The organism is Ardenticatena maritima, assembly GCF_001306175.1.
GTDB lineage: Bacteria > Chloroflexota > Anaerolineae > Ardenticatenales > Ardenticatenaceae > Ardenticatena > Ardenticatena maritima.
In genome coordinates this window covers 325,335-351,168 of record NZ_LGKN01000009.1, presented here as the reverse complement: position 1 = coordinate 351,168, position 25,834 = coordinate 325,335, and the positions used below count along the sequence as shown (strand labels likewise).

At 61.4% G+C, this 25,834-nt stretch carries 19 protein-coding genes and 1 pseudogene; 6 read left to right on the top strand and 14 right to left on the bottom strand.

The window, feature by feature from the left end:
- Positions 1-11: 11 nt before the first annotated feature.
- From SE16_RS14425 to SE16_RS14415, 3 genes are all read right to left on the bottom strand, one after another.
- Positions 12-1,799 (bottom strand): S9 family peptidase, encoded by a 1,788-nt coding sequence (locus SE16_RS14425; protein WP_200907437.1) that lies wholly within the window; start codon positions 1,797-1,799, stop codon positions 12-14.
- Positions 1,800-1,941: 142 nt separating this feature from the next.
- A complete protein-coding gene (locus SE16_RS14420) occupies positions 1,942-3,123 on the bottom strand; it encodes a M24 family metallopeptidase (protein WP_054493936.1) in 1,182 nt (393 codons plus the stop codon).
- Between the two features lie 90 nt (positions 3,124-3,213).
- On the bottom strand, positions 3,214-3,471 hold the full coding sequence (locus SE16_RS14415) for a DUF2442 domain-containing protein (protein ID WP_054493937.1): 258 nt from the start codon (positions 3,469-3,471) through the stop codon (positions 3,214-3,216).
- Between the two features lie 223 nt (positions 3,472-3,694).
- Between SE16_RS14415 and SE16_RS14410 the strand changes: the two genes are divergently transcribed.
- Genes SE16_RS14410 through SE16_RS14395 form a run of 4 tightly spaced genes read left to right on the top strand, consistent with a single transcriptional unit; the run spans position 3,695 to position 7,671 of the window.
- Complete coding sequence (locus tag SE16_RS14410; RefSeq protein WP_054493938.1) at positions 3,695-4,678, top strand: metal ABC transporter solute-binding protein, Zn/Mn family; 984 nt, start codon at positions 3,695-3,697, stop codon at positions 4,676-4,678.
- Complete coding sequence (locus tag SE16_RS14405; RefSeq protein ID WP_054493939.1) at positions 4,656-5,444, top strand: metal ABC transporter ATP-binding protein; 789 nt, start codon at positions 4,656-4,658, stop codon at positions 5,442-5,444. The genes SE16_RS14410 and SE16_RS14405 overlap by 23 nt, the downstream gene beginning before the upstream one ends.
- A complete protein-coding gene (locus tag SE16_RS14400; RefSeq protein ID WP_060687768.1) occupies positions 5,441-6,571 on the top strand; it encodes a metal ABC transporter permease in 1,131 nt (376 codons plus the stop codon). Before SE16_RS14405 ends, SE16_RS14400 begins: the two co-directional genes overlap by 4 nt.
- Positions 6,568-7,671 (top strand): metal ABC transporter permease, encoded by a 1,104-nt coding sequence (locus SE16_RS14395; RefSeq protein WP_054493146.1) that lies wholly within the window; start codon positions 6,568-6,570, stop codon positions 7,669-7,671. The genes SE16_RS14400 and SE16_RS14395 overlap by 4 nt, the downstream gene beginning before the upstream one ends.
- A gap of 8 nt (positions 7,672-7,679) precedes the next feature.
- Here SE16_RS14395 and SE16_RS14390 read toward each other — a convergent pair whose 3' ends face one another.
- Positions 7,680-11,048 carry an NB-ARC domain-containing protein gene (locus tag SE16_RS14390; RefSeq protein WP_082382025.1) on the bottom strand — a complete coding sequence of 1,123 codons (3,369 nt, stop codon included), beginning with the start codon at positions 11,046-11,048 and terminating at the stop codon, positions 7,680-7,682.
- A 169-nt stretch (positions 11,049-11,217) separates the two neighbouring features.
- Between SE16_RS14390 and SE16_RS14385 the strand changes: the two genes are divergently transcribed.
- Positions 11,218-12,420: an acetyl-CoA C-acetyltransferase gene (locus SE16_RS14385; RefSeq protein WP_054492156.1), complete on the top strand. Its 1,203-nt coding sequence runs from the start codon at positions 11,218-11,220 to the stop codon at positions 12,418-12,420.
- Between the two features lie 90 nt (positions 12,421-12,510).
- Here SE16_RS14385 and SE16_RS14380 read toward each other — a convergent pair whose 3' ends face one another.
- The gene (locus tag SE16_RS14380; RefSeq protein WP_054492158.1) at positions 12,511-13,266 is read right to left on the bottom strand and encodes a DUF2726 domain-containing protein; all 756 of its coding nucleotides are present in this window, start codon (positions 13,264-13,266) and stop codon (positions 12,511-12,513) included.
- A gap of 169 nt (positions 13,267-13,435) precedes the next feature.
- The gene (locus SE16_RS14375; protein ID WP_054492160.1) at positions 13,436-13,987 is read right to left on the bottom strand and encodes a DUF3592 domain-containing protein; all 552 of its coding nucleotides are present in this window, start codon (positions 13,985-13,987) and stop codon (positions 13,436-13,438) included.
- 269 nt (positions 13,988-14,256) lie between these two features.
- Between SE16_RS14375 and SE16_RS16540 the strand changes: the two genes are divergently transcribed.
- Positions 14,257-15,168, top strand: a complete 912-nt coding sequence (locus SE16_RS16540; RefSeq protein ID WP_082374027.1) for a sigma-70 family RNA polymerase sigma factor — start codon at positions 14,257-14,259, stop codon at positions 15,166-15,168.
- Positions 15,169-15,504: 336 nt separating this feature from the next.
- Here SE16_RS16540 and SE16_RS16535 read toward each other — a convergent pair.
- The 8 genes and pseudogenes from SE16_RS16535 to SE16_RS14330 all read right to left on the bottom strand — a co-directional run.
- Positions 15,505-16,683 (bottom strand): annotated as a pseudogene (locus tag SE16_RS16535) (CdaR family protein); the annotation flags it as partial.
- Positions 16,684-16,776: 93 nt separating this feature from the next.
- Positions 16,777-17,670: a diadenylate cyclase CdaA gene (cdaA, locus tag SE16_RS14360; RefSeq protein WP_082374029.1), complete on the bottom strand. Its 894-nt coding sequence runs from the start codon at positions 17,668-17,670 to the stop codon at positions 16,777-16,779.
- Positions 17,671-17,690: 20 nt separating this feature from the next.
- Positions 17,691-19,886 carry a tetratricopeptide repeat protein gene (locus SE16_RS14355; protein WP_054492165.1) on the bottom strand — a complete coding sequence of 732 codons (2,196 nt, stop codon included), beginning with the start codon at positions 19,884-19,886 and terminating at the stop codon, positions 17,691-17,693.
- Between the two features lie 77 nt (positions 19,887-19,963).
- Complete coding sequence (argF, locus tag SE16_RS14350) at positions 19,964-20,884, bottom strand: ornithine carbamoyltransferase (RefSeq protein WP_054492166.1); 921 nt, start codon at positions 20,882-20,884, stop codon at positions 19,964-19,966.
- A gap of 81 nt (positions 20,885-20,965) precedes the next feature.
- The gene (locus tag SE16_RS14345; RefSeq protein ID WP_054492168.1) at positions 20,966-21,721 is read right to left on the bottom strand and encodes a fumarylacetoacetate hydrolase family protein; all 756 of its coding nucleotides are present in this window, start codon (positions 21,719-21,721) and stop codon (positions 20,966-20,968) included.
- 89 nt (positions 21,722-21,810) lie between these two features.
- Positions 21,811-23,112 carry an MgtC/SapB family protein gene (locus SE16_RS14340; RefSeq protein WP_054492170.1) on the bottom strand — a complete coding sequence of 434 codons (1,302 nt, stop codon included), beginning with the start codon at positions 23,110-23,112 and terminating at the stop codon, positions 21,811-21,813.
- A gap of 99 nt (positions 23,113-23,211) precedes the next feature.
- Positions 23,212-24,828: a phosphoenolpyruvate carboxykinase (ATP) gene (pckA, locus tag SE16_RS14335; protein ID WP_054492172.1), complete on the bottom strand. Its 1,617-nt coding sequence runs from the start codon at positions 24,826-24,828 to the stop codon at positions 23,212-23,214.
- 57 nt (positions 24,829-24,885) lie between these two features.
- Complete coding sequence (locus tag SE16_RS14330) at positions 24,886-25,563, bottom strand: HD domain-containing protein (protein WP_054492174.1); 678 nt, start codon at positions 25,561-25,563, stop codon at positions 24,886-24,888.
- Between the last annotated feature and the right edge of the window lie 271 nt (positions 25,564-25,834).

Here is a 25,834-nt window from a genome sequence, read left to right as displayed (position 1 = left end):
AACGATTGCTGTTATGCTTTTTGTTTGACATAACGGTCCAGGAATGCCGCAATGCGCGGGTACGCGTCGAGACGGTTGTTCAAGCGTGCCAGCCCATGCCCTTCATCCTGATAGACCAGGTACTCGACGGGCACGTTGCGGGCGCGCAAGGCGTTCACGATTTGCTCGGCTTCGCTCAAAGGTACGCGGGGGTCGTTCGCCCCGTGAATGACCATGAGCGGCGCGCGAATACGGTCAACATGGTTGATGGGTGAAATGGCTTCGAGAAATTCACGGTCGTGTTCCAGCGAGCCGTATTCGCTTTCGCGCAGTTTGCGCCGCCAGGGACCTGTATTTTCGAGAAAGGTGACGAAGTTGGCAATCCCGACGATGTCCACGCCGGCCGCCCACAGGTCGGGGTAGGTGGTCAGGCCGGCAAGCACCATGAAGCCGCCATAACTGCCCCCCATGAGTGCGATGCGGTTGGGGTCGGCGTTGCCTTCTTCAACCAGCCACTCGTAGGCGGCTTTCAAATCGGCGACGGCGTCCATGCGTTTGCGCACATCGTCCAGGTGGGTGTAGGTGCGCCCGTAGCCTGTACTGCCGCGCACGTTCGGCGCGAGAATGGCGTAGCCTTCGTTCGCCAGGTATTGGATGACCGGGTTGAACGAGGGCACGAACTGGCTTTCGGGTCCCCCGTGAATGTAGATGACGACGGGGTAGGGCGGTTGGGCGTGGCGTGGACGGAAGTAGAACGCCGGAATGGTCAGCCCGTCGAAACTGCGATAGTGCACCCGTTCGGGCGGCGTAAACGCTTCATCATCCAAACCCGCGCGGCTGCTGTTGCTCCAACGTGTGGCGGTGGCGCTGACGGCGTCGGCGACCCAAACGTCCATGGGGCGAGCATAGTTTTGCACGGTGAGCGTGAAGGTGTGGGCGTTGGGCGCGAAAGAGACGTTCCCCACGATAGGCATATCGAGTGTTTCCACGCGCTGGTAGGGTCCGCCGGGTGGTCCCACGTGTACGACACTGATGCCGTCTTCATTCGAGACCATGGCGAGCCAGGCGCCGTCGTGGCTCAGGTCGAGCGCGGTGCGGTCCCAGGGGTGTTCTTCCAGAAAGCGCAGGGTGCGCGTCCCCAAATCGTAGAACGCCAGGTTGAGGAATTCACGCCCTTCGTCGCAGAGCAGGAAGAAGCCGCGCCCGTCAGGCGTGGGGCGGGGGGCGTAGTAGCGGGCGTCCCCTGTGTGCGGCGTCAGATGCAGGGCGTCGCCGGTGTGCAGGTCGAGCAAATAGAGGTCGTTGTTCATGTTGCTGGTTAGATGCCCGATGAGCAGATGCCGCCCGTCGGGAAGCCAGGCGGCGGCGTAATGCCAGCCCGCCCCCTCGTATACGCGGCGCGTTTCGCCCCCTTCAAGGTCGTGGATGTACACATCAAAATCGGTGATGTGGCGGGTGTTGGCGCTCCATGCGAGCGCGCTTCCATCGGGCGACCAACCGCCGAAGATGTGCTTGCGGTCGGGAGCGTTGGTGAGCATGCGTTCATGCGCCCCCTCATCGTCCATCACGAAAATTTGCTCCATTTCATTGCCGCCGCGGTCGCGCAAAAAGGCGAGCAAGGGGCGCACCGGATTGTAATGCACAGACGTCACGCGCTCGTTGGCAAAGGTCAGTTGTTCAGGCCAGCGGCAAGGGGCGTCGAGCCGCCAGACTTGCGCAACGCCTGTCATGTTGGAAAGGAACGCCAGCCGCCCCTGGGGGCTGAGTGTGCCGCCGTAGGCGTGCCGCACGTGCAAGAAACGTTCAAACGGAATGCTCATCATCCACCTCGTTGTGTGGTTGGTTGGCTCGCGAAGAGCATATGGTTTGTGCGTGGTTTGGCAAAGCCCGCGACGCTTTGCGCAGAAAAAAAGCGCCCTTGCGGGCGCACGTGAACAGACCGAGGCGGGCGGGGTGTCGCAGTCAGGCGGGAATGGTCAGCGCGTCCAGGTCGCGGGGATAGTAGGTCAGCACTTCGATTCCCTCTTCGGTGATGAGCACCGTGTCAGAGTGGCGGAAGCCGCCCAATCCGGGCACGTACACCCCCGGTTCAACCGTGAAGACCATGCCGGGTTGCAAGACCGTGTTGTCGCCCACGTCCAGGAACGGCCCTTCGTGGTAGCGCAAGCCAATCGCGTGCCCGGTGTGATGCCGCCAGGTGTCGGCAATGCCCAATTGCTCGTAGGCGGCGCGCACCGTGCGGTCCACCTCGGCGCAGGTGACGCCGGGGCGCATGGCGTGCAACGCCATTTCTTGCAGGGCGCACATGGTATCGAAAAAGCGTTTTTGCTCGTCGGATGGTGTGCCCACAATCATGGTGCGTTCCAGTTCGGAGAGATATCCCCACACCGGGGCGGACGCCCCCGTCACCAGCACGTCCCCCGGTTGAAACGTGAGGTTGTTGGCAAGCGCGTGGGGGATGGCTGATTGCCGCCCGATTTGCCCACGGTAGCCGGCGTGTGCGCCATGCCCAAAGGCGCTTTGGGCGCGATAGATGGGGCCGATGGCGTCGAGCATGGCGCGCGTGGCTTCGTCGCTGGCACGCTGGCTCACTTCCGTTTCCGTTGCGCCCACGCGCGTGTAGCGTTGCAACAGGGTATGCGCCAGATTCGCCCACTTCACGCTTTCGCGAATCAGCGCGATTTCGGCCGGGCTTTTGATCATCATTTGCGCTTCGACCAGCGGGCGCACATTCGCCGGTGCAACGCCGGTCAATTCGCTGAGCGATGGACCGCGATACCCCAATATCCAGGGGTAGCCGTCGTGGTCGGCGGCAAGCGCCCCCGCGATGCCCAATGCGTCGATGATGTTGACGAGATAGACCATGGGGTGGGTGGTGTCGGGGTATTCGGTATAGGCTTCCACATTGTGCACATGCGCGTAGGCTTCGGCATGCTCACGTTCCAGGCGCGGCACCAGCAACACCCGTTCGCCGGCTGTGTTCAGCACCAGCGCGATGGGGCGCTCCGTCGGGATGAAGGCAAACCCTGTGTAGTAGAGAATGTAATCGCGGTCGAAGAGCACCGCGCCGCGCCAGCCTTCGGCGCGCAAGGCGGCGGTTAGGGTTTCGCAACGAAGGTCGTATTCCTGCGAGGAGATGCGCATGAGAAGCCTCACTTTTTCGGTTGCCTGTGGTGGCATGCCAAACTATTGCGTGAGCGGTTGGCGAAACCGGTTCGCTACACGCGGTGTTCGTCAAGAGGGGGCAATTTCAGGCTGTTTTCCGGTTATCTGAAGATAGAGCGCGTCGGGGCATACGTCTACCTCGTCACTCCATACCAACTCTCCCCCGTCTCCTATCTGCACTTGCTGAAAACGTTCCTCATCTTCCCACAACGCAAACACACCCTTTCCTACCAGGTCGGAAAGGTCTACAACGCCTTCTATCCCATCCTCATACTTCAGCCATAACCGATAGCCTTTCAAAGGCTTTACTTCCAGTAGTCGCGGCATGATACCTTTCTCCTAAAATGACGCCTCTGACGGGCGTGCCTCCAAAGATCCTTTGGCTTGATTATACCCCAAGAGACTCCACGCGCCTAACAGTGGGCGGTTGGAAATTCAAAAAGAGGCGTCTGGACGCCAACCGTCGGGCTGTGTTTTAGATTTGACTAAATTTTCCGCCCCTGATACATTTTTAGCCAAGGCTAAAAATTCTTGAAAGGGAGCGTCATCTATGCCTCGGCGGCAACGATGGGTCATGTTCAGTCTGGTGCTTGTGGTGCTGGTCTTCCTGGGGGCGTGCACGCCGTCGCGCGCTGCTGTGTTTGTGGATGATGGGCGGCTGCGTGTGGTGGCGACAACCGGCATGATTGCCGACGCGGTGCGCCAGGTTGGGGGGGACGCCGTGCAGGTTGTGGCGCTGATGGGGCCGGGCGTTGACCCCCACCTCTACAAAGCCAGTGAGGGGGATGTCCATCGCATTTTGAGCGCGGATGTGATTTTCTACAACGGTTTGCACCTGGAAGCGCGTATGGTGGACATTTTCGAGCAGATGAACAAATACACCCCCACCGTGGCGGTTGGCGAAGCCGTCCCGCGTGAGTTGCTGTTGGCGTCGCCGCAGTACCCCGATCAACCCGACCCGCATATCTGGATGGATGTGCAGTTGTGGCGCTACGTCGTCGAGCGTATTCGGGATACGCTTGTTGACGTTGACCCCGCGCAGGCCGAGACCTACCGCACGCGGGCGGACGCCTATTTGCAGCGGCTGGATGCGCTGGATGCCTACATTCGGGCGCGTGCCGAAGAGGTGCCGCCTGAGCAGCGCGTTCTGGTGACGGCGCATGATGCGTTTCAGTACTTCGGGCGCGCCTATGGCTTTGAGGTGTTTGCGCCGCAGGGGATTAGCACCACCTCCGAGGCGGGGATTGCCGACATTCGCCGCACGATTGACCTGGTGGTGTCGCGCCGTATCCGCGCCATCTTCGTGGAAAGCAGTGTGCCGCCCGATGTCATCGAGGCGATTGTGTCGGGGGCGCAGGCGCGTGGGCATACCGTCGTTATCGGCGGCGAACTCTTTTCGGATTCTCTGGGCGACCCCGATACGCCTGCGGGAACGTATGAAGGCATGATGAAGCATAACATTGACACGATTGTGGACGGTTTACTTGGCAACAGAACCACAGGAGCACCCTATGTTGAACATTCAACACCCTGAAACGTGTCCGATTCTTGTTGAAGACTTGACCGTGGCGTATGCCGAAGAGCCTGTGCTCTGGGATGTTGACCTCGCCGTGCCCGAAGGCGTGCTGATGGCGATTGTGGGCCCCAACGGCGCGGGCAAGAGCACGCTCATCAAAACAATTTTGGGGCTGGTTGAGCCCGCCGCCGGGCGCGTGCTGATTTACGGCAAACCCTACCGCGAACAGCGCCGCCTGGTGGCGTATGTGCCGCAACGGGGGAGCGTGGATTGGGATTTCCCCACCAACGTGCTCGATGTGGTGATGATGGGGCGCTACGGACATTTGGGCTGGATTCGGCGGCCCGGACGGCGCGACCGCGAGTTGGCGATGGACGCCTTGCGCAAAGTGGGCATGGAAGCGTTTGCCGGGCGGCAAATCAGCCAGTTGTCGGGGGGGCAACAACAGCGCGTTTTTCTGGCGCGCGCCCTGGTGCAGGATGCGCGAATCTACCTCATGGATGAGCCGTTTCAGGGCGTGGACGCCACGACGGAAAAAGCCATCGTCAATGTTCTGCGCGAACTGCGCGCCGCCGGGCGCACGGTTGTGGTGGTCCATCACGACCTTGAAACCGTGCGCGAGTATTTTGACTGGGCTTTGCTGCTGAATGTGCGCGCCATTGCTTCGGGGCCAGTGGATGAGGTCTTTACGCCCGAAAATCTGCGCCGCACGTATGGCGGGCGCATGGAGTGGCTTTCCTTCGCGCTGGAAGAAGAAAACACGCACGAAGGAGCGGGCACATGAATTGGGGGGATGTTTTGGCGCTGGTCGTGGGCGATTACACCATTCGCACCGTCTTGCTGGGGGCGGCGGTGTTCGGCGTCGTGAGCGGTGTGCTGAGTTGCTTTGCCGTTTTGCGGCGGCAAGCCCTGTTGGGGGACGCCATGAGCCACGCGGCGTTGCCCGGCGTGGTGCTGGTGTTCATCCTCACCGGCAGTAAAGCCATGCCCGTGCTCATGCTGGGGGCGCTGATTGCCGGCTGGGTGGGGGTGCTCTTTGTGCTGTTCGTCACGCATGAAACGCGCATCAAGGAAGACAGCGCGCTGGGGATTGTGCTGGCCGTCTTTTTCGGTGTGGGGTTGATGTTGCTCACCTGGGTTCAGCGCACGGGACCCGCCAGCCAGAGCGGGCTGGACAAGTTCCTCTTCGGGCGGGCGGCGGCGCTGGTGATGGAAGATGTGGCGACGATGGCGCTGGTGGGCATGCTGGGGCTGTTGTGTGTGGCGCTTTTCTGGAAGGAGTTCAAACTCCTCAGTTTCGACCCCGCCTATGCCGCGACGCTGGGGTTTCCCACGCGCCGCCTGGATGTGCTGTTGACCACGCTCATTGTGCTGGCGGTGGTGGTGGGGTTGCAGATGGTGGGTGTGGTGCTGATGAGCGCCATGCTGGTTGCGCCCGGAGCGGCGGCCCGCCAATGGACCGACAAACTGGGGCTGATGGTGACGCTCGGCGGCCTGTTTGGCGCGTTCATCGGCGTTGTGGGGGCGCTGGTCAGCAGTTTCGTGCCCAATTTGCCAACAGGGCCCACCATTGTGGTGGTGGCGACGGTGTTGGTGCTGGTTTCGCTCACATTTGCCCCGCATCGGGGGATGGTGGCGCAGTGGTGGCGGCGGCGGCAACAGCGGCGGCAGGTGCACCGCCGGGCGGTGCTGGCGGCGATGGCGAGCATGGCGGCGCATCACCCCACGTTTGACCACCCACACGAGGAAGCGGCTATCCGGGCGGCGCTGGGCGGGCGTGATGTGCGCCCCACGCTGGATGTGCTGGAACAGGAAGGCTTGGTGCAACGGGCGAATGGGCAACGCTGGGCGTTGACGGCGCGCGGGCGCGATGTGGTGCAACAACGAGGGCAAGAGGAGCGGGAAGCATGAACCCGGTACTGGAAATTCAACTTGTGGCGGTGATTGTAGCGGTGGCCTGCGCTCTTCCGGGGACGTTTCTGGTCTTGCGCCGCATGGCAATGATGAGCGACGCCATTAGCCACAGCATTTTGCTGGGCATTGTGCTGGGGTTCTTCCTCGTTGAGCAAACCACGCACCCCGTGGTGATTGGGATGGCGGCGCTGAGCGGTCTGTTCACCGTCTGGTTGGTGGAAACTTTGCTGAACACGCGCCTGGTGAAGGCGGACGCCGCCATCGGGCTGGTTTTTCCGGCGCTGTTCAGTGTGGGGGTGATTCTCATCAACCGCTACGCCAACAACGTCCACCTGGATACCGACGCGGTCTTGTTGGGGGAACTGGCGTTTGCGCCTTTCAACCGCATGGAACTCTTCGGATTCGACCTGCCGCGAGGATTGGTGGCGATGGGGGCTATTTTGGTGCTCAACGTTCTGTTGCTGCTGCTTTTCTACAAGGAACTCAAACTCGCCACCTTCGACCCCGGCCTGGCGGCGGCGCTGGGGTTTTCGCCCACCCTCATCCACTACGGCTTGATGAGCGTCGTCTCGGTGACGGCGGTGGGCGCGTTTGACCATGTCGGCTCGGTGCTGGTGGTGGCGTTGATGATTGCACCGCCGGCGGCGGCGTACCTGCTCACCGACCGGCTCTCGGTCATGCTGGGGTTGGCGGCGGGCATTGGTGCGCTTTCGGCGGTGGGGGGCTACTGGCTGGCGCGCTGGCTCGACAGCAGTATCGCCGGCTCGATGGCGGCGATGGCGGGGTTCTGTTTCCTGCTGGCGCTGGTGGGGGCGCCGCAGCGGGGCGTGGTGGCGCGCTGGCTCCAGCGCCGCCGCCGCCGAGCGCGGTTTGCCGTGGATATGCTGCTGGTACACCTGAGCCGCCACGAGGGCACCCCCGACGAAGCCACCGAAAACACGCTGGCGCACCTGGTGAGCGAACTGGGCTGGTCACCGGCGTTTGCGGAGCGGTCTGTCCAGGCGGCGTTGCGTGATGGGCTGGTGGTGCGCCAAAACGGGCATTTGGCGCTGACGGCGCAAGGGCGCGAGCGGGCGCGCCGTGTGCAGGCGAGGTAGCGCCGGCGTTAGCGCACCCATTCGAAAATCCACACCCGCCCTTGACCGTCCCCGCAGGCCAGGGTGCGGCCGTCGGGCGAGATGGCGAGGGAGGGGATCGACGCGTCGTTCCAGAAGAGCACGCGGGATTCGCCGCGTTCCAGGTCCCAGGCGCGCAGCGTGCGGTCGGATGAGCCGCTGACGATGGTGCGGCCGTCGGGGCTGACCGCCACGGCGTTCACCTCATCCGTGTGGCCTTCCAGGGAGCGGAGGAGTTGGCCGGAGTGGGCGTCCCAGACCTTGACGGTGCAGTCGTCGGAGCCGCTGACGACCGTGCGGCCGTCGGGGCTGACCGCCACGGCCAGCACCCAATTGGTGTGGCCTTCCAGGGAGCGCAGCAGTTGGCCGGATTGGGCGTCCCAGACCTTGACGGTGCGGTCATCGGAGCCGCTGACGATGGTGCGGCCGTCGGGGCTGACGGCCACGGCCTGCACGGCATCGGTGTGGCCTTCGAGGGAGCGGATGAGTTGGCCGGATTGGGCGTCCCAGACCTTCACCGTGTGATCCCAGGAGCCGCTGACGATGGTGCGGCCGTCGGGGCTGACCGCCACGGCCCGCACAGGTCTGGTGTGGCCTTCGAGGGAGCGGATGAGTTGGCCGGAGTGGGCGTCCCAGACCTTGACCGTGTGATCCCAGGAGCCGCTGACGATGGTGCGGCCGTCGGGGCTGACCGCCACGGCGTTCACCTCATCCGTGTGGCCTTCCAGGGAGCGGAGGAGTTGGCCGGAGTGGGCGTCCCAGACCTTGACGGTGCAGTCGTCGGAGCCGCTGACGACCGTGCGGCCGTCGGGGCTGACCGCCACGGCCAGCACCCAATTGGTGTGGCCTTCCAGGGAGCGCAGCAGTTGGCCGGATTGGGCGTCCCAGACCTTGACGGTGCGGTCATCGGAGCCGCTGACGATGGTGCGGCCGTCGGGGCTGACGGCCACGGCCTGCACGGCATCGGTGTGGCCTTCGAGGGAGCGGATGAGTTGGCCGGATTGGGCGTCCCAGACCTTCACCGTGTGATCCCAGGAGCCGCTGACGATGGTGCGGCCGTCGGGGCTGACCGCCACGGCCCGCACAGGTCTGGTGTGGCCTTCGAGGGAGCGGATGAGTTGGCCGGAGTGGGCGTCCCAGACCTTGACCGTGTGATCCCAGGAGCCGCTGACGATGGTGCGGCCGTCGGGGCTGACCGCCACGGCCTGCACGGCATCGGTGTGGCCTTCGAGGGAGCGGATGAGTTGGCCGGAGTGGGCGTCCCAGACCTTCACCGTGTGATCCCAGGAGCCGCTGACGATGGTGCGGCCGTCGGGGCTGACCGCCACGGCGTTCACTGACCAGGTGTGGCCTTCGAGGGAGCGGATGAGTTGGCCGGAGTGGGCGTCCCAGACCTTGACGGTGTGGTCGGAGGAGCCGCTGACGATGGTGCGGCCGTCGGGGCTGACCGCCACGGCCCGCACAGGTCTGGTGTGGCCTTCGAGGGAGCGGATGAGTTGGCCGGAGTGGGCGTCCCAGACCTTGACGGTGTGGTCGGAGGAGCCGCTGACGATGGTGCGGCCGTCGGGGCTGACCGCCACGGCCCGCACAGGTCTGGTGTGGCCTTCGAGGGAGCGGAGCCAGGGCGGGGGCTGGGGCCGCGGGTCCTGCACCGAGCGCAGCCAGTTCCGGCGCTTTCCGGCCGCGGCCTCGCACAGGGCGTGCAGGGGGCCGTCGGGCGCGTCCAACCAAGTGAGGTGGTTGTAAAAGGCCGGGAAGAGCCATTCGGGGGCCATGGCGATGCGGTGGTCTTCCAGGCGCAGGCGCTCTTCAAAGGTGGCCAGCACCTCGCGGCGTTTGGCCTCCGCCTGGGGCCAGCGGGCCAGGGCCAGGCGGTAATCGGCTTCCAGGTCGAAGACCGAGTCGGCTCGGCAGCGGGCTTCCAGATAGTCAAAGTCGGTCAGCAGGCGGTAGAGCGCGTCCCAGTCCGGAATTTCCAGCAGGTGGTACACTAATCGCCGCCAGAGGTAGCGGGGCTCGTTGGGCAGCCGGTGCCAGGGCAGGCCCGCCAATGCCTCGGCCTGAACGCCCAGCAAACTTTGGGCGCAGGCCAGCAGGAAGCGGCGGTGCAGGTCTGGCAGGTGCTCTTTCTGCACGGCGCGCAGGTAGTCGTGCTGCAGGTCGTGCAGGCGCAGGGCGCGGCCTTGTTCTTCCCAGCGGGCCAGGGAGCGGTTCACAAAGGTCTCGGCCAGGTCGAGCACATCGTCTTCATCCAGGTCGCGGGGTTCCCAGAAGGCGGCCAGCACGTCCAGGGGGATGGCCTCATCCTCGGGGAAGACGGCCAGGTCCAGGTAGCGGTCGTGCGCCCATTTTGGCAGCGCCGCCACGCTCACTTCCAGGGCCGCCAGCAGGGTGGGGTGTTCGTAGCCGGGGAAAAGGCGGCGGAGTTTCTCCAGGTCAGCCTTGCGCAGGCGGCGCAGGGCGCGTTCCCAACTTTCGGGATTTTGGCGCACGAAGGCGCCCACCATGGCCATGGCCAGAGGCAGGTAGCCGCATTCCGTGGCCACTTCGCGGGCGGCGGGGGGCAGGTCTTCCACCTGCTGCCCGGCCCAGGCGGCCAACAGGGCCAGGGCCTGTTCTTCGGTCAGCACGTCCAGGGTGAAGGGCTGCGCCTGCAGGGCCTGCAAGATCTCCGCGTTGCGGGTGGTGAGCAGGAAACGCGCTCGCATCCCTTCCAGGTCCAGAGGGAAGGCTTCCGCGTGGGGCAGTTCCCAAACATCGTCCAGGATGACCAGGCAGGCCTTCTCCTGCAAGGCGGGGGCCAGGAAGAGACGCCCCTGGGCGGGGTCTTTGAAGTTTTCGCGTTCGCCTGTCAGGATCAGGTAAAGGTCCTCCTGGCGGGCGGTGAGTTCCGGCTCGCGCCCCATCTCCAGCCAGATGACGCCGTCGGGGAAGGCGGCCTGCACCTGCAGGTCGCGCGCCAGGGCGGCGGCCAGCACGCTCTTGCCGATGCCGCCCATGCCCTGCACGCCGATGATGCCCAGAGGGGTGGCGTCGCTGCGCAGCAGGGCTTCCCGCAGGGGGGGCAGAAATTCCTCACGCGGGATGTAGTGGTCGGGCAGGGACGGCACGTTGTGGATGGGCGCGGCCAGCAGGCGCTCCAGGTGCGCGCGGCGGTGGGCGTCCAGCCGCACGATGTTGTTGTCGCCGGTCACGATGACCGCGCCGTCCGCGCTGCCGCCGATGTCCACAGCGCGCTCACCAGTGGCGATACGCAGATGGCCGGTGCGGAGTGCCTCGCGCAGGACATTGAGGTCGTCCGGTGAGAGGGTTCCGCTTTGCAAACGCTCCAAGACCTGGCGCAGGCGTGCGTCGTTCATCACCAAGTACTCCTTTTTCTTCACTGACTCCCTCACAAGTATAACAAAACGGTTGTATTGCGTGAAGAAAACCATTGCCGGTGGGCGCTGGTGGGCTATTCTGCAATTTGCCGCCTCGGGCTATAATCGCCCCGCACCAAACGCCAATTCAAAAAAGGAGGCTCGGACAATGCCGTCGCTCAATCCCAAAGATATCGTGATTCTTGATGGGGCGCGTACCCCCGTGGGCACATTCCTCGGTTCACTGCGCAGCATAACCCCCACCGATTTGGGCGCTATTGCCGCACGCGCCGCCCTTGAACGGAGCGGCGTCCCCGCCGATGCGATTGATGCGGTCTTCGTGGGCAACGTCATCCAAAGCGCCCGTGACACCGCCTACATTGCGCGGCATGTGGGCTTGAAAGCCGGCGTGCCGATTGAAACACCGGCGCTCACCGTCAACCGCTTGTGCGGCTCCGGGCAGGAGGCGATTGTGCAGGGGGCGAAAGCCCTCATGCTGGGAGAAGCCACTTTTGTGCTGGCTGGGGGCGCTGAGAACATGAGCATGTCGCCCTACGCCTTGCGCGGTGTGCGCGAAGGCTGGAAACTCGACGCCGCGCAGGTTGAAGATATGCTCTGGGCGGCGCTCACCGATTACTACTGCGGCTGCGCAATGGCCGATACCGCCGAAAACGTCGCCGAGAAGTATGGTATCACGCGCGAAGAAGCCGACGAATTCGCCCTGCTCAGCCATCAGCGCGCCGCCGCCGCGCGCGAGTCGGGGCGTTTGGCGAAGGAGATTGTGCCGGTGGAAGTACGTGACCGCAAGGGGCGTCCCGTGCTGGTGGAACACGACGAGCACATTCGCCCCGATACGTCGCTTGAAAAGTTGGCGCGCTTGCCCGCCCGCTTCCGCGAAAACGGCCGCGTGACGGCGGGGAACGCCAGCGGCATGAACGACGCCGCCTGCATGCTCGTGCTCACCACCTGGGAAGCGGCGCAGGCGCATGGGCTGAAACCGTTGGGGCGGCTGGTGAGTTGGGGCACCGCCGGCGTTGACCCCGCCTACATGGGCATGGGGCCTGTGCCCGCGTCCAAGATGGCGCTTGAACGCGCCGGCCTGACGCTCGACCAGATGGACGTGGTCGAAGTCAACGAGGCGTTTGCCACGCAATACCTCGCCGTCGAGCGTGAATTGGGGTTAGACCGTGAGAAGACCAACCCCAATGGGGGCGGTATCAGCATTGGGCACCCGCTGGGTGCAACGGGAGCGCGTGTGACGCTGACGGCGCTCTATGAACTGCGTGAGCGTGGTGGACGGTACGGGCTGGCGACAATGTGCATTGGCGGTGGGCAGGGCATCGCCGCTATTGTTGAGTACCTGGGCGCATAAGTCGGTCCCCGCCGTGCCGCAATGGCAAAGACCGGTCAGGTGAAGGCCTGACCGGTCTTTTAGTCTCTCTTCCTCGCCTGCAAGCGTCGTTTAGCCTGCCGCCTGATTGGGCACAGGTTTGATTTCGCGGCAACGCGGGTAATTGGCGCACCCATAGAACTGCTTGCCTTTCAGCAGCCCTTGCGTTGCCGTTCTCAACACCATTGGAATTCCGCACTTGGGGCAGAGGGGCGCTCCCTCGGGAGAGGGCGTGCTCGCCTTGGCGGTTGGCATAGGCTGACTGCGCGACGTGCTCACCTTGGCGGTTGGCACAGGCTGACTGCGCGACGTGCTCGCTGTGGCGGCTGGTTCAGGCGCGTGCGGCGCAAGATCCTTCAAAAACGGTGCAACTTGCGCGGCAATCTCGCGCGTGTTGTATTCCCGCCGCACAGGGAAACGCAGAAGCGGCAATTGGGCTGCCTGGAAAACCTTTTCCACAAACGCATCGCGCTTTTGCCTTTTTTCCCGCCGATGACTGGCGTCGTCCAACTCGATGCCCAGGAGCGGTTTCATCGTGTCGGCGTCGCACACCAGAAAATCCACATGGCGCTGGGAAATTTTGTTGAAATACGTCATGTATTCATTGTTTCGTCCAGACACAAAGAAAATGTCCGCCAAGCGCACCTTTGATTGAATAATGAAGCGCGGGCCGAGCGTTGCCGCCAGCACCTTGTAGAAAGAAAATTCCGCGGGTGAAAGAAAGTCGTCCCGTAAGCGGTATGGCAGGTGTTCCTCGGGCGCCGCCTTGGGGCGCAAGAAGGGGAACAACATGCCCAAACAACCTTGTTTCTCCGATGCGTCGCTCATTTCGGCCTCCTTGTGTGTTGGTTTTCAAGCAATCGAGCGTACGATTGGAGCGGAGAAGCGTATACGGCGCGGGAAAGCGTCGCTGACCATGGAACACGCAAGCGCGGTGGGGAATTCCCCCGCTTGCCGCTGTGAACGTTTGCCGGTCGGCCCCGGTGTGGCCACACGCTCATTCCTCGCGTGAAGCAGGCTTCTCTCCGCGCACGACCGGCCAGATGGCGTACAGGAAAACCACGATAGCGATACTCCAAAAAACGCCAAATATGGCAAACGCAAAAGACGCATTGGTGGGGAAAGAATTGTCAAGAACGGTGATCTCCGGCGCGTTCGGGTCATAGTACGCCGTTACTGTGGCGCCGACAGGGTAATTGTCCACTTTCTTTTTCGCTTCGAGATAATCGTTGTAGCCCCACCCCGTGAAGAAGAAGGTATCCGATTCATAGCGTTTCCCATCCACTTCGTAGGTATAGCGCACGTAAGGGAGAAAACTATCGCTGCCCTTGTCGCCCGAGATGCGCTTGACTTTGCTTTCCAGCACACGAGCCGGGACAGGTTGGAACGTGCGCGATGCGCGTACCTGGTCGCGATACGATTTCACAAAACCGAAGGTCAGGTAACTCATCACGACAAATATCAGCAGGGCAAAGAACAGGTAGAGCCAGCGGATACCTTGCAGGAAACAGCCTCTCTGGTTTTGTGCATGTGTGTTGAAAGGTGGCACAAGTGTTTTCCCTCAGACACTGCACGTGTAGCGTACCTGTACGGGCGCACCAGAGAAAAAAGCAACCGGCCGGCGCGCGCGTGGTCTATGCCATTCTTTGGCGGGCTTCTCCGCAAGAATAGCAAGAGAGGTGTCTTTGAGGCAAATAGGCAACATTGATTGCTATTTGTCCAAATTTTACTGGAAAAAACCTTGACAAACAATTTTCAATATGCTATACTTCGCTCACTTGTGTTGAAAAGCAACTCTCTCTTGAAAGGAGCCTGCTCATGACAGTCTATCGCTCCGATGACCAGATTGATGAATTTGGCTTGTACATGGAAGAAATCAACGCCGCCTCTTTACTGCCGCATGACGATGAAGCCCGTCTGATTGCTGACATGCTGGCGGGGCGCGAAGCGCAAGCCCGTTTGGAAGCGGGGGAAACGTCTGAAGCGTTGCATGAAGCGGCCGAACGAGGGCGCGAAGCGCGGCAGCGGCTCATCGAAAGCAACGTTTTCCTCGTCATCAACATTGCCCGCCGCTATGTACAAAGCGGTATCGCCTTGCCCGACCTGGTTCAGGAAGGCAACCTGGGCTTGATTGAAGCCATTGACCGCTTTGATGCGGCGCACGGCACACGCTTGAGCACCTATGCGACGTACTGGATTCGCCATCGTGTTTCGCGCTTTGTGGCGGCGAATCGCCATCCGTTGCGGTTGCCGGGGCACCAGAGCGCCCGCATTGCCCACCTGAAACGCTTGATGAGCGAAGCGCCGCAGCGGTGGGGACGCAATCCGAGCGTGGAGGAACTGGCGCAGGAGATGGGAGTACCGGTGCGCTCGGTTCAAGAGACGCTGAGTGTTGCTCGGCCGGTTGTCGAATTATCTGACGACCGCGACGACGAAGATGGCCCCTCATGGAGCGAACGTGTAGCGGTGGATGCGCTCTCGCCCGAAGGCGAACTCGAAGAGTACGAACGGCGCATGCTGGTGAACGCCCTGCTCGATTACGTTTCGCCGCGGGAAGCGTTGATATTGCGCTTACGCTATGGGCTGGATGGCGAAGAGCCCCACACGTTGCAAGCGATCGCCGATCGCCTGGGCTTGACGAAAGAGCGCATTCGCCAAATCGAGAAGCAAGCCTTGCGCGTATTGCACAGTTTGGCGCAGCGGCAAGGTTTGTATGCCTACGTGGCCTAATCCGTGGCGGCTGTTTTCCAGAGGCGGCGTGAGAGAAGATGACGTTTTGCGCTCAATGCGTACCGTGACGGTTGGCGGTTCGACCGCTTGCACAGTGAATTGAGGGGGAGCGTTGATGGTGGGCGTCAGCACATGGACGCCTATGCCCAGGTTGCTGACGTTCACACTGGCAACGATGCTCTCTTCTCGCAACGTTTGCAAGTCAAAGGTGGGTCCTTCCAGCGTGATGCTGACCGTTGAGGGTGTCACGAAGGCTTCCAGCGAGGAGCGCAAGCCTTCAACGGTCACGGGGCGCTCTATTGCCAGGATACTCGTTTGCACACCGATGGTCACTTCCACTTGCTCCGGCAAATGGGATGCGACTTGCAACCCCGCCACCGGCGCTGTGATGCGAATGCGCGGCTGAACCAGTTGCACCCCTTCGCGCAAATTGGTCAGGTCGAGCGTGGCTTTCACCTCGTCGGGGGTCAACGTCTCTAGGGCGCTGATAGGACCTTCCACCAGAACCTCGATTGTCTCAGGGGCAATGCGCTTGATTTCCAGCCCTGGGGCGAGCCCGACCACTTCGGGCTTCACCGCAAAGCGCTTGCTGCTGCGAATCGCTTCCACGCGGACTGTGACTTCAACGGTGCCATCGCCTTCTAACGGCGAAACGCTTTCCGGCAGCAAAATGCGCACCGGCTTGGTGAAGATGCCGTCACGCAGACCGCTCACGTCAACCGGCTCTGTTTTGAGGGTCGAACTCAGCGCTTCAACAACCGAGGGCAAGCCGACCACGCTCAGCGTCTTCGGTGTCACGTCAATATCGCTAATCCAGTAGCCGGGGGCGACTTCACCGACAATTTGCGGCTGCACTGGCAATTCACGGTAGCCCTGGCGAATCTGAATCGGCACGATGACACGCACGCGCCCATCCAGCGGTTGGACAATGCGAATATCGCTTGACGTATTGCCCTGTTGAATGATTTTGCCTTCCCGGTCGAGCAATTGCAGGGTGGCTTGGGTTTCAAACGTGGCGCGTGCCGACCCAATGGTGACGGGCGCAATCACACGGTCAATCGTATCCAGTTTTGTGCTGGGACCACGCACGGTCACGGTCATCGGCTCAACCTGAGGCGGCAAAACCTCATAACTCAGCGGAATGAGATTGCGGTCGGTGATTTCAACCTCAACGGGATAGGGGCGCTCTTCGATTTGATCCAGTTTGATGGGAATTTCCGCCGGACGTGCGCGCAAAATGCGGATTTGCCGATTGCGCGGCTGGGCTTGCGCAACCTGCACCGGCACGCTGTGCAAACCGGGACCCAGCCCGCTGAGGTCCACCCAGGCTTCAAACTGGCTCGCGTCAATTTCCGCCCAAACGTCGCTGGGCGCACGCAGGAGCAGGGTCACGGTCGGCTGGCTGTCGAGCAAGGGGACAAGGCCAGGCGGCACATTGCGAATTTGCACGGGGATACCGCCGCTTGGTGGAAACGTGTTTTCCACAATCGGGTTTTCACTGCTGACGGCCACCATCCAGATGATGATGCCGAGAATGAGTGAGAGAATGAATGAAGACAGGTTGGACAGCGCCGTTTTGTATGCGTTGCTCATCGTGCCTGGTGTTTCCTATGACTCGTCAGGCTCTTCTGAGACCGTTTCCTCAGAGTGTTGCTGTTGTACCTCTTGTGGCGGCTCGCGTTTGGGTTTGGTGCCAGTCGGCTCGCGCTTGCGTGGTTCATAGAACGCCAACAAGAGGCGTGTGAGCCGCCCCTCATCCAAATTGCGAATGATGCGCCCACTGTATGCCAGCGAAATTTGCCCCGTTTCTTCGGAGACAACGACCGCCAGGGCGTCGGTTTGTTCGGTGACGCCCAGCGCGGCGCGGTGGCGTGTGCCCATTTGCGGGTCGGGCACTTCGGCGGCGAGGGGGAGCACGCAGGCCGCGGCGACGATACGCTGGTCGCGAATGATGACGGCGCCGTCATGCAAGGGGGTGCCCGGATAGAAAATGGTAATCAGCAATTCCGCCGTCACGGCGGAGTCAATGGGCATACCGGTTTCGATGATATCCTGGAGTGGTACTGAACGCTCGAAGACGATGAGAGCGCCGTAGCGGCGCTCGCTCAAGCGTTTGGCGGCTTGTGCCACTTCTTGCACAACGCCCGCCATCGTCGGCTTTTGCCCGTAGTAGCGCCCAAAGAAGAAACTCCCACGCCCCAGGCGTTCCAGCCCGCGCCGAATTTCAGGCTGGAAGATGACGGGGATGGCAAAAAAGAGGGCGGGGGTGGCGTTGCGAATCAGCCAGCGTAGCGCCGTCAGTTGGGTGAAACTGGACAGGAAAAAGAGGATGACGACCAGCACAAGGATGCCGCGGATGAGTTGCACCACAGGGGTGCCGCGCATGAAGTAGAGCAAGGCGTAGATGATGAGCGAGACCATGAGAATGTCGGCCAGCGCCAAGGGGTTCGTGGCCGGATTGAGGCGTTGCAATGTGAGCCAGACATCTTGAAGTGATTCCATAGACGCAATGGATGACCTGGTTAGTCTCTATGACGCATTTGGCGCATGAGCGCAGCCAACATTTTGCGATATCGTTGTTCGTCGCTGGTTTTGAGCCCAATCATGCGGCGCAGGAGCGCGGCGGCTTTGGCGCGCTGCCCCGATTTGACGAGCGGTTCCAACGTTTCTTCCCACACTTTGGCGGCTTCTTCGGTTTTCCCAGCCGCCAGCAATTCTTCCCCCATGGCAATGCGCAGTTCAATGTCTTCGGGGCGTTGTTGCAGCGTGCGCTGCCAGATGAGCAGCGCTGTTTCGGTTTTGCCTGTGCGGCTGAGCATGCCCGTGACGTCGCGCAAGACGGTACGCGCTTGTTCCTCATGCCCAAGGCGGTAGTAGAGGTCTGTCAATTCGGCGGCGGCTTCGGTGTCGGTCGGGTCAATCTCGATGAGGGCTTCCAGAGCGGCGGCGGCTTTGGCCCAATTGAGCCGCTGGCTATGGATATGCGCGATTTTGCGGTAGATGCGTTTTTGCCATTCGGTGGGGTCGCTGCCGCGCGGCGCAATGCGTAGCGCTTCTTGCAGGCGGTCAACCGCCAAATCACCTTGCGCCAGGCTGTAATAGGCGTCCGCAAGCGCCAGGTAGTTTTCCAGTGCGGCGTCAATTTCACCATGGCTGATTTGCAAATCAATCAAGTCGGAGCGCACCGAGGTGGCGAGCGGGGCGTATTCGAGCACACGTTCCAACGTCTTCATCGCCTGGCGCGGGTTGCCCTGCACAATTTGGACATCGGCGATAGTCAGCAATTTGGCGACGCCCTGCTCAATACGTCCGGCTTTGAGCAAGACATCGGCCATTTGCATGTGCAACACAAGCGAATAGGGCGCAACGCTCAGCGCAAAGTAGTATTCATCCAGTGCGGCGCGCAAGCGTCCTTCTTTGGCGTATTGCTCAATACGGTTGATCGCGTCCACCACTTCGGATGAGCGCTCGCTGTCAATAATCGCGTCAATGGCAAATTCTTCGCCCATCAGGTCGCCCAGGCGCAGGCGCACTTCGCGCAGTTTGTCTTCCCATCCTTTTTGGCTGAGAAACTCCGAAAGCGCACGGGTAATTTTTTCGGCTTCGGCGCGGTCGCCAATCGCTTCGGCGCTCTCAGCCAGCCCTTCGTAGAGTTGAATCATCTCATCCGCCTGGTCGCGGTCAATCGCTTGCAAGTCCACCAGTTTGACCGCTTTCATGTAGTGCTCGCGGGCTTCGGCGTATTGCCCCATGCGCTGGTAGGCTTGCCCCAGGGCGATATTGGCCGGCACAGCGTATTCCGGTGTGCGGCTCGCTTGCGACAAAAACTCGATGGCTTCGTTGTAGTGCAACAATTCCAAGTGCAGAATACCGATATTGTAGAGCAGTTCGGGTTCGGGCTCGCTTTCTTGCAGAATTTCAGTGTAGAGTTGCAACGCTTCGCGAAGCAAGCCGCGCGTTTGCAGGTCAATGGCGCGTGCGCGCTTCAATTCCAGCGAAAGATCTTCGCTTTCGCCCTTCTCGGCTTGTTCAAAGAAGGCTTCCGCCATGCGTTCCAGCGCCCGTTGGGCGGCTTCTTCTGTGGGCGAGGGAAGATGCTCGATTCCCTCAGCGGGTGCGGGTTCCTCAATGGTTTCGCCGCGCAGTTTGGCAAGCATGCGCCGCGCTTCGTCGTCCTCGGGGGTGAGGTTCAGTGCTTCTTCCAGCACCTGGATGGCTTGTTCGGTATACTTTGCCTGAATGAAATGCTTGGCGAGGGTGACGAGGGCGCGCGCCGCCAGGTTGGGGCGGTTGCCGCGCCGATAGGCTTCCGCCAGGTTGCGCAAGGCACGCTCGTTGTGAGGATCGTAGCGCAAGACGAGTTGCCAGGTGCGCACGGCTTGCGCCGGCTGCCGCAGTTCCATGTAGCGGTCGGCGAGTTTGAGGAAGGCTTGCACGGCTTGCGGTGTGCGCCCCAATGCGGCCTGGATTTCGGCGATTTTCGTCATAGCGGCAACGTCGCCGGGGCGCAACGCCTCGGCGCGCACATAGGCATCGAGCGCTTCATCAAGGCGGTTGGCTTCAAAGAGCGCATAGCCAAGGTGCATCCAGGCGGTGGGGTCGTCGGGGCGTAGTTCAATCGCCTGGCGGCACCGTTCCGCGGCTGTGGATGGCTTCCCTTCCCACAAGAGGCTATTGGCTTCGTCTAGTAGTTGTTGGTAGCGCTCGATTTCACTCACTGTGTCCCTCGCCTGTTTCATTGGTGCGGACTATGGCAACAGGGTGGGGAATAGCGTGTTCCCCACCCTGCGGGCGTTCAGTTGACTTCGGTCAGCAACCAGACCAGCAAGCCCTTTTGGGCGTGCAGGCGGTTTTCGGCTTGGTCCCACAACACGGAGTGGGGACCGTCGGCGACGTCGTCGGTGATTTCTTCACCGCGGTGCGCCGGCAAGCAGTGCATGACAATCACATCGGGATTGCCGCTGGCGGCTACCAGGTCGCTGTTGACCTGGTAGGGGGTAAAGACCTTGACGCGCTCGGCGTATTCGGCTTCTTGCCCCATGCTGGTCCAGACGTCGGTGTAGATGGCGTCTGCACCGCGCACGGCTTCGCGCGGGTCGTGCGTCAACAGCACGTCCACGCCGGCGGCGCGGGCGTTTTCAACTGTGGCGGCGTCGGGTTCGTAGCCTTCGGGCGTGGCGATTTGGACGCGCACCCCTGCCAGCGGGGCGGCATGGAGCAATGAGTGCAGCACGTTGTTGCCGTCCCCCACCCAGGCGAGTGTTTTGCCTTCAAATGTTCCCCAGCGTTCCCACATGGTCAGGTAGTCGGCGAGCGCCTGGCACGGGTGGCTGTAATCCGACAGCCCGTTGATGACGGGCACGCCGGCGTAAGCGGCAAGCGTTTCCACATCGCTATGGGCGAACACACGCGCCATGATGGCGTGCACATAGCGCCCCATGACGCGCGCCACATCGGGCACGCTTTCGCGCTTCCCCAACTGGATTTCGTTCGGGCTCAGGTAAAGCGCCTGCCCGCCCAGGTGCAGCATGGCAACGTCAAAGGAAACGCGCGTGCGCAGGCTGGGCTTCTGGAAAATCATGCCCAGAATTTTGCCCTGCAAAATGGGCGGGTTCGCGCCGTACGTTTTGTATTCTTCTTTGAGACGACGTGAAAGGGTGAGCAGATGGAAAAATTCGTCGCGTGTCAGGCTCGAAATGTCCAGAAAGTGCCGCATAGATGATTGCCTCCATGTGTGCGAAGTCATCTCAAGAGTAGCATAACTTTGGTTGTGCGACAACAGGTTTTGCATGCATGTTCACGCTTGCACGCGGTTGCGCAGCAGACCAATGCCGCTCACTTCCACTTCAACCACATCACCCGCTGTGATGGGGCTGACGCCTTCGGGCGTGCCTGTGAGCAGCACATCGCCCGGCTCCAGCGTCATCACGGCAGTGATGGCAACCAGCAGGTGGGGAATGTCAAAGACCATGTCGCGCGTGTAGCCGTGTTGGCGTACAGCGCCATTGACGCGGCAGACCACCTCGCAGGTGGTTGGGTCGAGGTCGGTCTCAATCCAGGGACCCAATGGGGCGAACGTGTCGAATCCCTTGGCGCGCGTCCATTGTCCGTCGCGCCGTTGCAAGTCGCGGGCGGTGACGTCGTTGGCGCAGGTGTAGCCAAACACCACCGACATGGCGTTTTCGCGCGTGAGATGGCGAGCGCGCCGCCCAATCACCACAGCGAGTTCGGCTTCGTGCTCCACTTGCTCGCTCAGCGGGGGCAGGTGAATGGCGTCGTCGGGACCGATGACGGCGCTGGGCGGTTTCATGAAGAAGAGCGGCTCTTTGGGCACTTCGGCGCCATGTTCTGCGGCGTGGGCGGCGTAGTTGCGCCCCACGCAGATGATTTTGCTGGGTTGCACGGGCGCCAGCAGGCGCACGCTTTCGAGCGAGAAGGTGACGGCGGCGGGTGCCCACGCGCCGAAAAGGTCGCCAAGGATGGGGCGCACCTCTTCGCCTTCCACAAGAGCATAACCGGTGAACTGGGGATGGTGAATGCGTGCAATGCGCATAATGCGAGCCTCCGGGCGTTGGTTGATAGAAAAGACGTCTGGTCCGCGCTTATTCTCAGCAAGGTGATGAGGGGCGCAAATCGCAAGGGTTAGCGGGCAAGGCTGAGCGCGCTCGCCAGCGCGATGACGTTGGCGATGAAGAAGATGCCAAACCCCAGCAACACCGGGCGGCGCATGGCACGCGCCCCCAATGAAGCCGCCAAAAAGGCTTTCGAGAGAATGTTGGAGAGGATGGCGAGCAGAATGGCAATGAGGGCGGTGCTGGCTGGAATGTTCCCCAGCGACGCCAGGTTTGCCAGTGAAAGCACCGTGGCGCTGGTGCTGGTGAAGCCGGCGATGATGCTGGTGATGTACAACCCCGCATTGCCAAAATAGGTCTCGCTGACATCAACAAGAAAGAGCACCGCCGTGAACATGGCGGCAAATTTGACGGCGTCTATCAGGTTCAGCGGGTTTTGCAATTGCAGTTGGCGCTCTTCTTTGCCGGGACGATACCAGAACATGAGCGCAAAACTGGTGAGCAAGCCAACGATAAACAAACTCCCCAAAAAAGGCAGGCTCAACCAAAACAACTCAGGGGCGATGAGCGCCAGCAAAATCAGTGTGCGCGGGAAAACCACGGTCGAAGCCAGCAAAATGGCGCTGGCAAACGCCGGCGAAAGCGCCGGGTTGTCATGGCTGCGCCCGGCAAAAGTCAGCGTGGTGGCAGTGCTGGAAACGATGCCCCCCAGCAACCCCATCAGCCAGAGCGCCCGCCCCGCGCCGAACAGTTTGATGGCGACGTAGCCGCCGAAACTCAACCCGGAGATGAAGACCACGAGCAGCCAAATGCGGTAGGGGTTGAGCACGCCGAAAGGGTCAAGCGCCCGATTGGGCAACAAGGGCAAAATCACCACGGTGATGAGGGCAAATTGCAAGGTGGCCAGCAAGTCGTCGCGGGTCAGGTTGCGTGCCAGGTCGTGCAGGCTGCGCCGCAGTGAAAGGAGCATGGTCATGATCACGGTGAGGGCGCTGGCAATTTCACCCTGCTCGCGGTATGTCAACCCGCCAAAAAGGAAGGTCAGCAAGATAGCGACTTCGGTTGTGATGCCTTCACCACGTTCATCGCCCAGGCGGCGCACATACGATACGCCCACCAGCACCGCCAGCCCCCCAAACCCCACGGCAAAGAACGAGGGCATGTCGAACAAGTCGGCGGTGAAAGCGCTCAGCGCGCCCAGCAGAGCGATGAGGGGGAAGGTGCGAATGCCGGCGAATGAAGCCGGCGCAGGAGCGACGTGTTGCTGGGCATACTCGCGCTCCAAGCCCACCAGCGCCCCCAACGCCAGCGCCAGCGCAAAGCGCGACCACAAATCAATATTCGGGATGAGTGCCAGCCACTCCTGAACCATGCCGCAACGTCCTCAAACATCTACAAATGAAGAGAGAAAACCGCCGGGCGATGCGTTCACCCGGCGGTGTGTGAGCCGTCCTGCAAGCGAGCGACTATTTTATGCGGACTTGGGACCTGCCGCAAGTACCGCTTCGTCCACCTCGGCTTCGTACTTCTTGAAGTTTTCGCGGAAGAGGCGCGCCAACTCGCGGGCTTTGGCGTCGTAGGCTTCTTTGTCCGCCCAGGTGTTGCGCGGCACCAGCACCTCATCGGGGACATCCGGCACGCTCACAGGGATGTGCAACCCGAAAATGGGGTCTTCCACGGTTTCCACATCGTTCAGGCGGTTGTTCAACGCGGCGCGCACCATCGCGCGGGTGTAGTCCAGTTTCATGCGCCGCCCCACGCCGTAGGGACCGCCCGTCCAACCTGTGTTGACCAGCCACACCTTGGCGTTGTGCTTGGTCATCAACTCGCCCAGCATTTTGGCGTACACGGTTGGGTTGCGCGGCAGGAAGGGCGCGCCAAAGCATTCGCTGAAAGTGGCTTGTGGCTCGGTAATGCCCCGTTCAGTGCCGGCCACTTTGGCGGTGTAGCCTGAGATGAAGTAGTACATCGCTTGTTCAGGTGTCAGGCGGGCGATGGGCGGCAACACGCCAAAGGCGTCCGCGGAGAGGAAGAAGATGTGTTCGGGATGACGCCCTTGCCCGCCGGGCACATGCTTGGGTACCGCTGTGAGCGGGTAGGAACTGCGCGTGTTTTCGGTGATGCTGTCGTCGTCAAAAAGCGGTTCGCGCGTGATGGGGTCGAGCACCACGTTTTCCATAATCGAGCCATATTGCAGAGTCGCGGCGTAAATTTCCGGTTCACCCGTGGGCGAAAGGCGAATCACCTTGGCGTAGCACCCACCTTCAAAGTTGAAAACGCCCTTGGGCGACCAACCGTGTTCATCGTCGCCGATGAGATAGCGCGTGGGATCCGACGAAAGCGTGGTTTTGCCCGTGCCCGACAAGCCGAAGAAGAGCGCCGTATCGCCGTTTTCGCCCAGGTTCGCCGAGCAGTGCATGGGCAACACTCCCACGCTCGGCAGCCAGAAGTTCATCACCGCGAAGATGGACTTCTTGATTTCACCGGCGTACTTCGTACCCGCGATCAAGACCATTTTGCGCGCAAAGTTCAGCACAATGGCCGTTTCTGTGCGTGTGCCGTGGCGCGCCGGGTCGGCTTTGAAGTGGGGCGCGTGCAAAATCGTCCAATCCGGCTTGATGTTGGGCAGTTCGTGGATGGTGGGGCGCACGAACATGTTGTGGGCAAACAGGTTGTGCCACGCCGATTCGGAGATGAGGCGCACATTGATGCGATATTCGGGGTCGGCGCCGGCGTACATGTCGCGCACAAACAGGTCGCGCTCGCGCAAATATGCCGTGATGTCGGCGTAGAGCGCATCGAAGAAGTGCGGTTCGATGGGGACGTTGACATTCCCCCACCAAATTTCCTGCTCGGTCGACGGTTCGCGCACCACAAAGCGATCCTTGGGCGAGCGGCCAGTGTGGGGCGCCGTAATCGCCGTGAACGTGCCCGGCGCCGCCAACACGCCTTCTCCCCGTTTCAGCGCTTCTTCATACAGGCGGGCGGGCGGCAAGTTCCAATAAATGGACGGGGCGAGTTCCAGCCCGTGTTCTTCCAAACCGTACTGACTGGCGACGCCTTCACGTTGCTTTTCAAGGGTTGCCATACGAAGCCTCCTTTATACGTTGATTGAAATCAAAATGCTTTTTTGGAGTTGGATTGTTTAGTAAAGACGCACATCATTGACGATAAGTTCAAAACGGCAGTCCAACGTCTCCGCCGCCTGGCGGCACATCAACATACGGCTCAGAAAAATCTCAAAGTACTCCATGACGGAAGCGATGGTGGTGTCAATCGTCAATTCCAGGGCAATCGTGCGCTTTTCCGCATCCACACGGACGAACGAATGGTTGACGGCGAAGTTCACACGGTCGTGAATATCGTGCTTGGCGGGGTCGGGTTGCTGGACGCGGCTCCGGTGCACATCGGCTTTGTCGGCGATGACCAGCGCGGCGCTGATGGGTGTGGACGTAAAACCGCGCTCCTCTTCGTGGTTGCCAATCGCGTTGATAATCAGCGCGATTTCGTCCCACGGCATGCCCAGCCGCGCCAGCATATCCTGCGCGATGAGCGCCCCACTCATGGCATGGTGTTCGCGATGGACGACGTTCCCGATGTCGTGAAGATAGGCGGCGATTTCGGCGAGTTCGACCGTGCGGCGCGGATACCCGAGGTGTTCAAGAATGTTGCCCGCAATGTGGGCGACCAGCGAGGCGTGGCGTGTGCCGTGTTCGGTATAGCCCAGGGCTTTCAGGTTCTCATTCGCCTGGTGAATGTAGGCTTGCACCTGTGGGTCACGCCGCACCTCGTCAAGGGTAATCTGTCTCCGTTCCACTTTCATAAAACTCTCTCCGCACCATTGCGCCATGTTGTTTGATGGCGCGATTGTAAGCCGCATGAGTGCATCTGTCAATCGGGATTGTTCTTTGCTTCACAATACGAACAAGTGTTTGCTTGGCTAAGTGGGGCTGTGCGGCTTTGCACGGGGCACATCATCGTGTTCGTTCGCATACACCATACAGGGTTGTGATATTTTTCACAAGTGAATGTTGTCATGTTTGAGGGGTGTCATCAGGCAGGCGGTGGGATGTGCGTGCGTATTGCAATGCGGC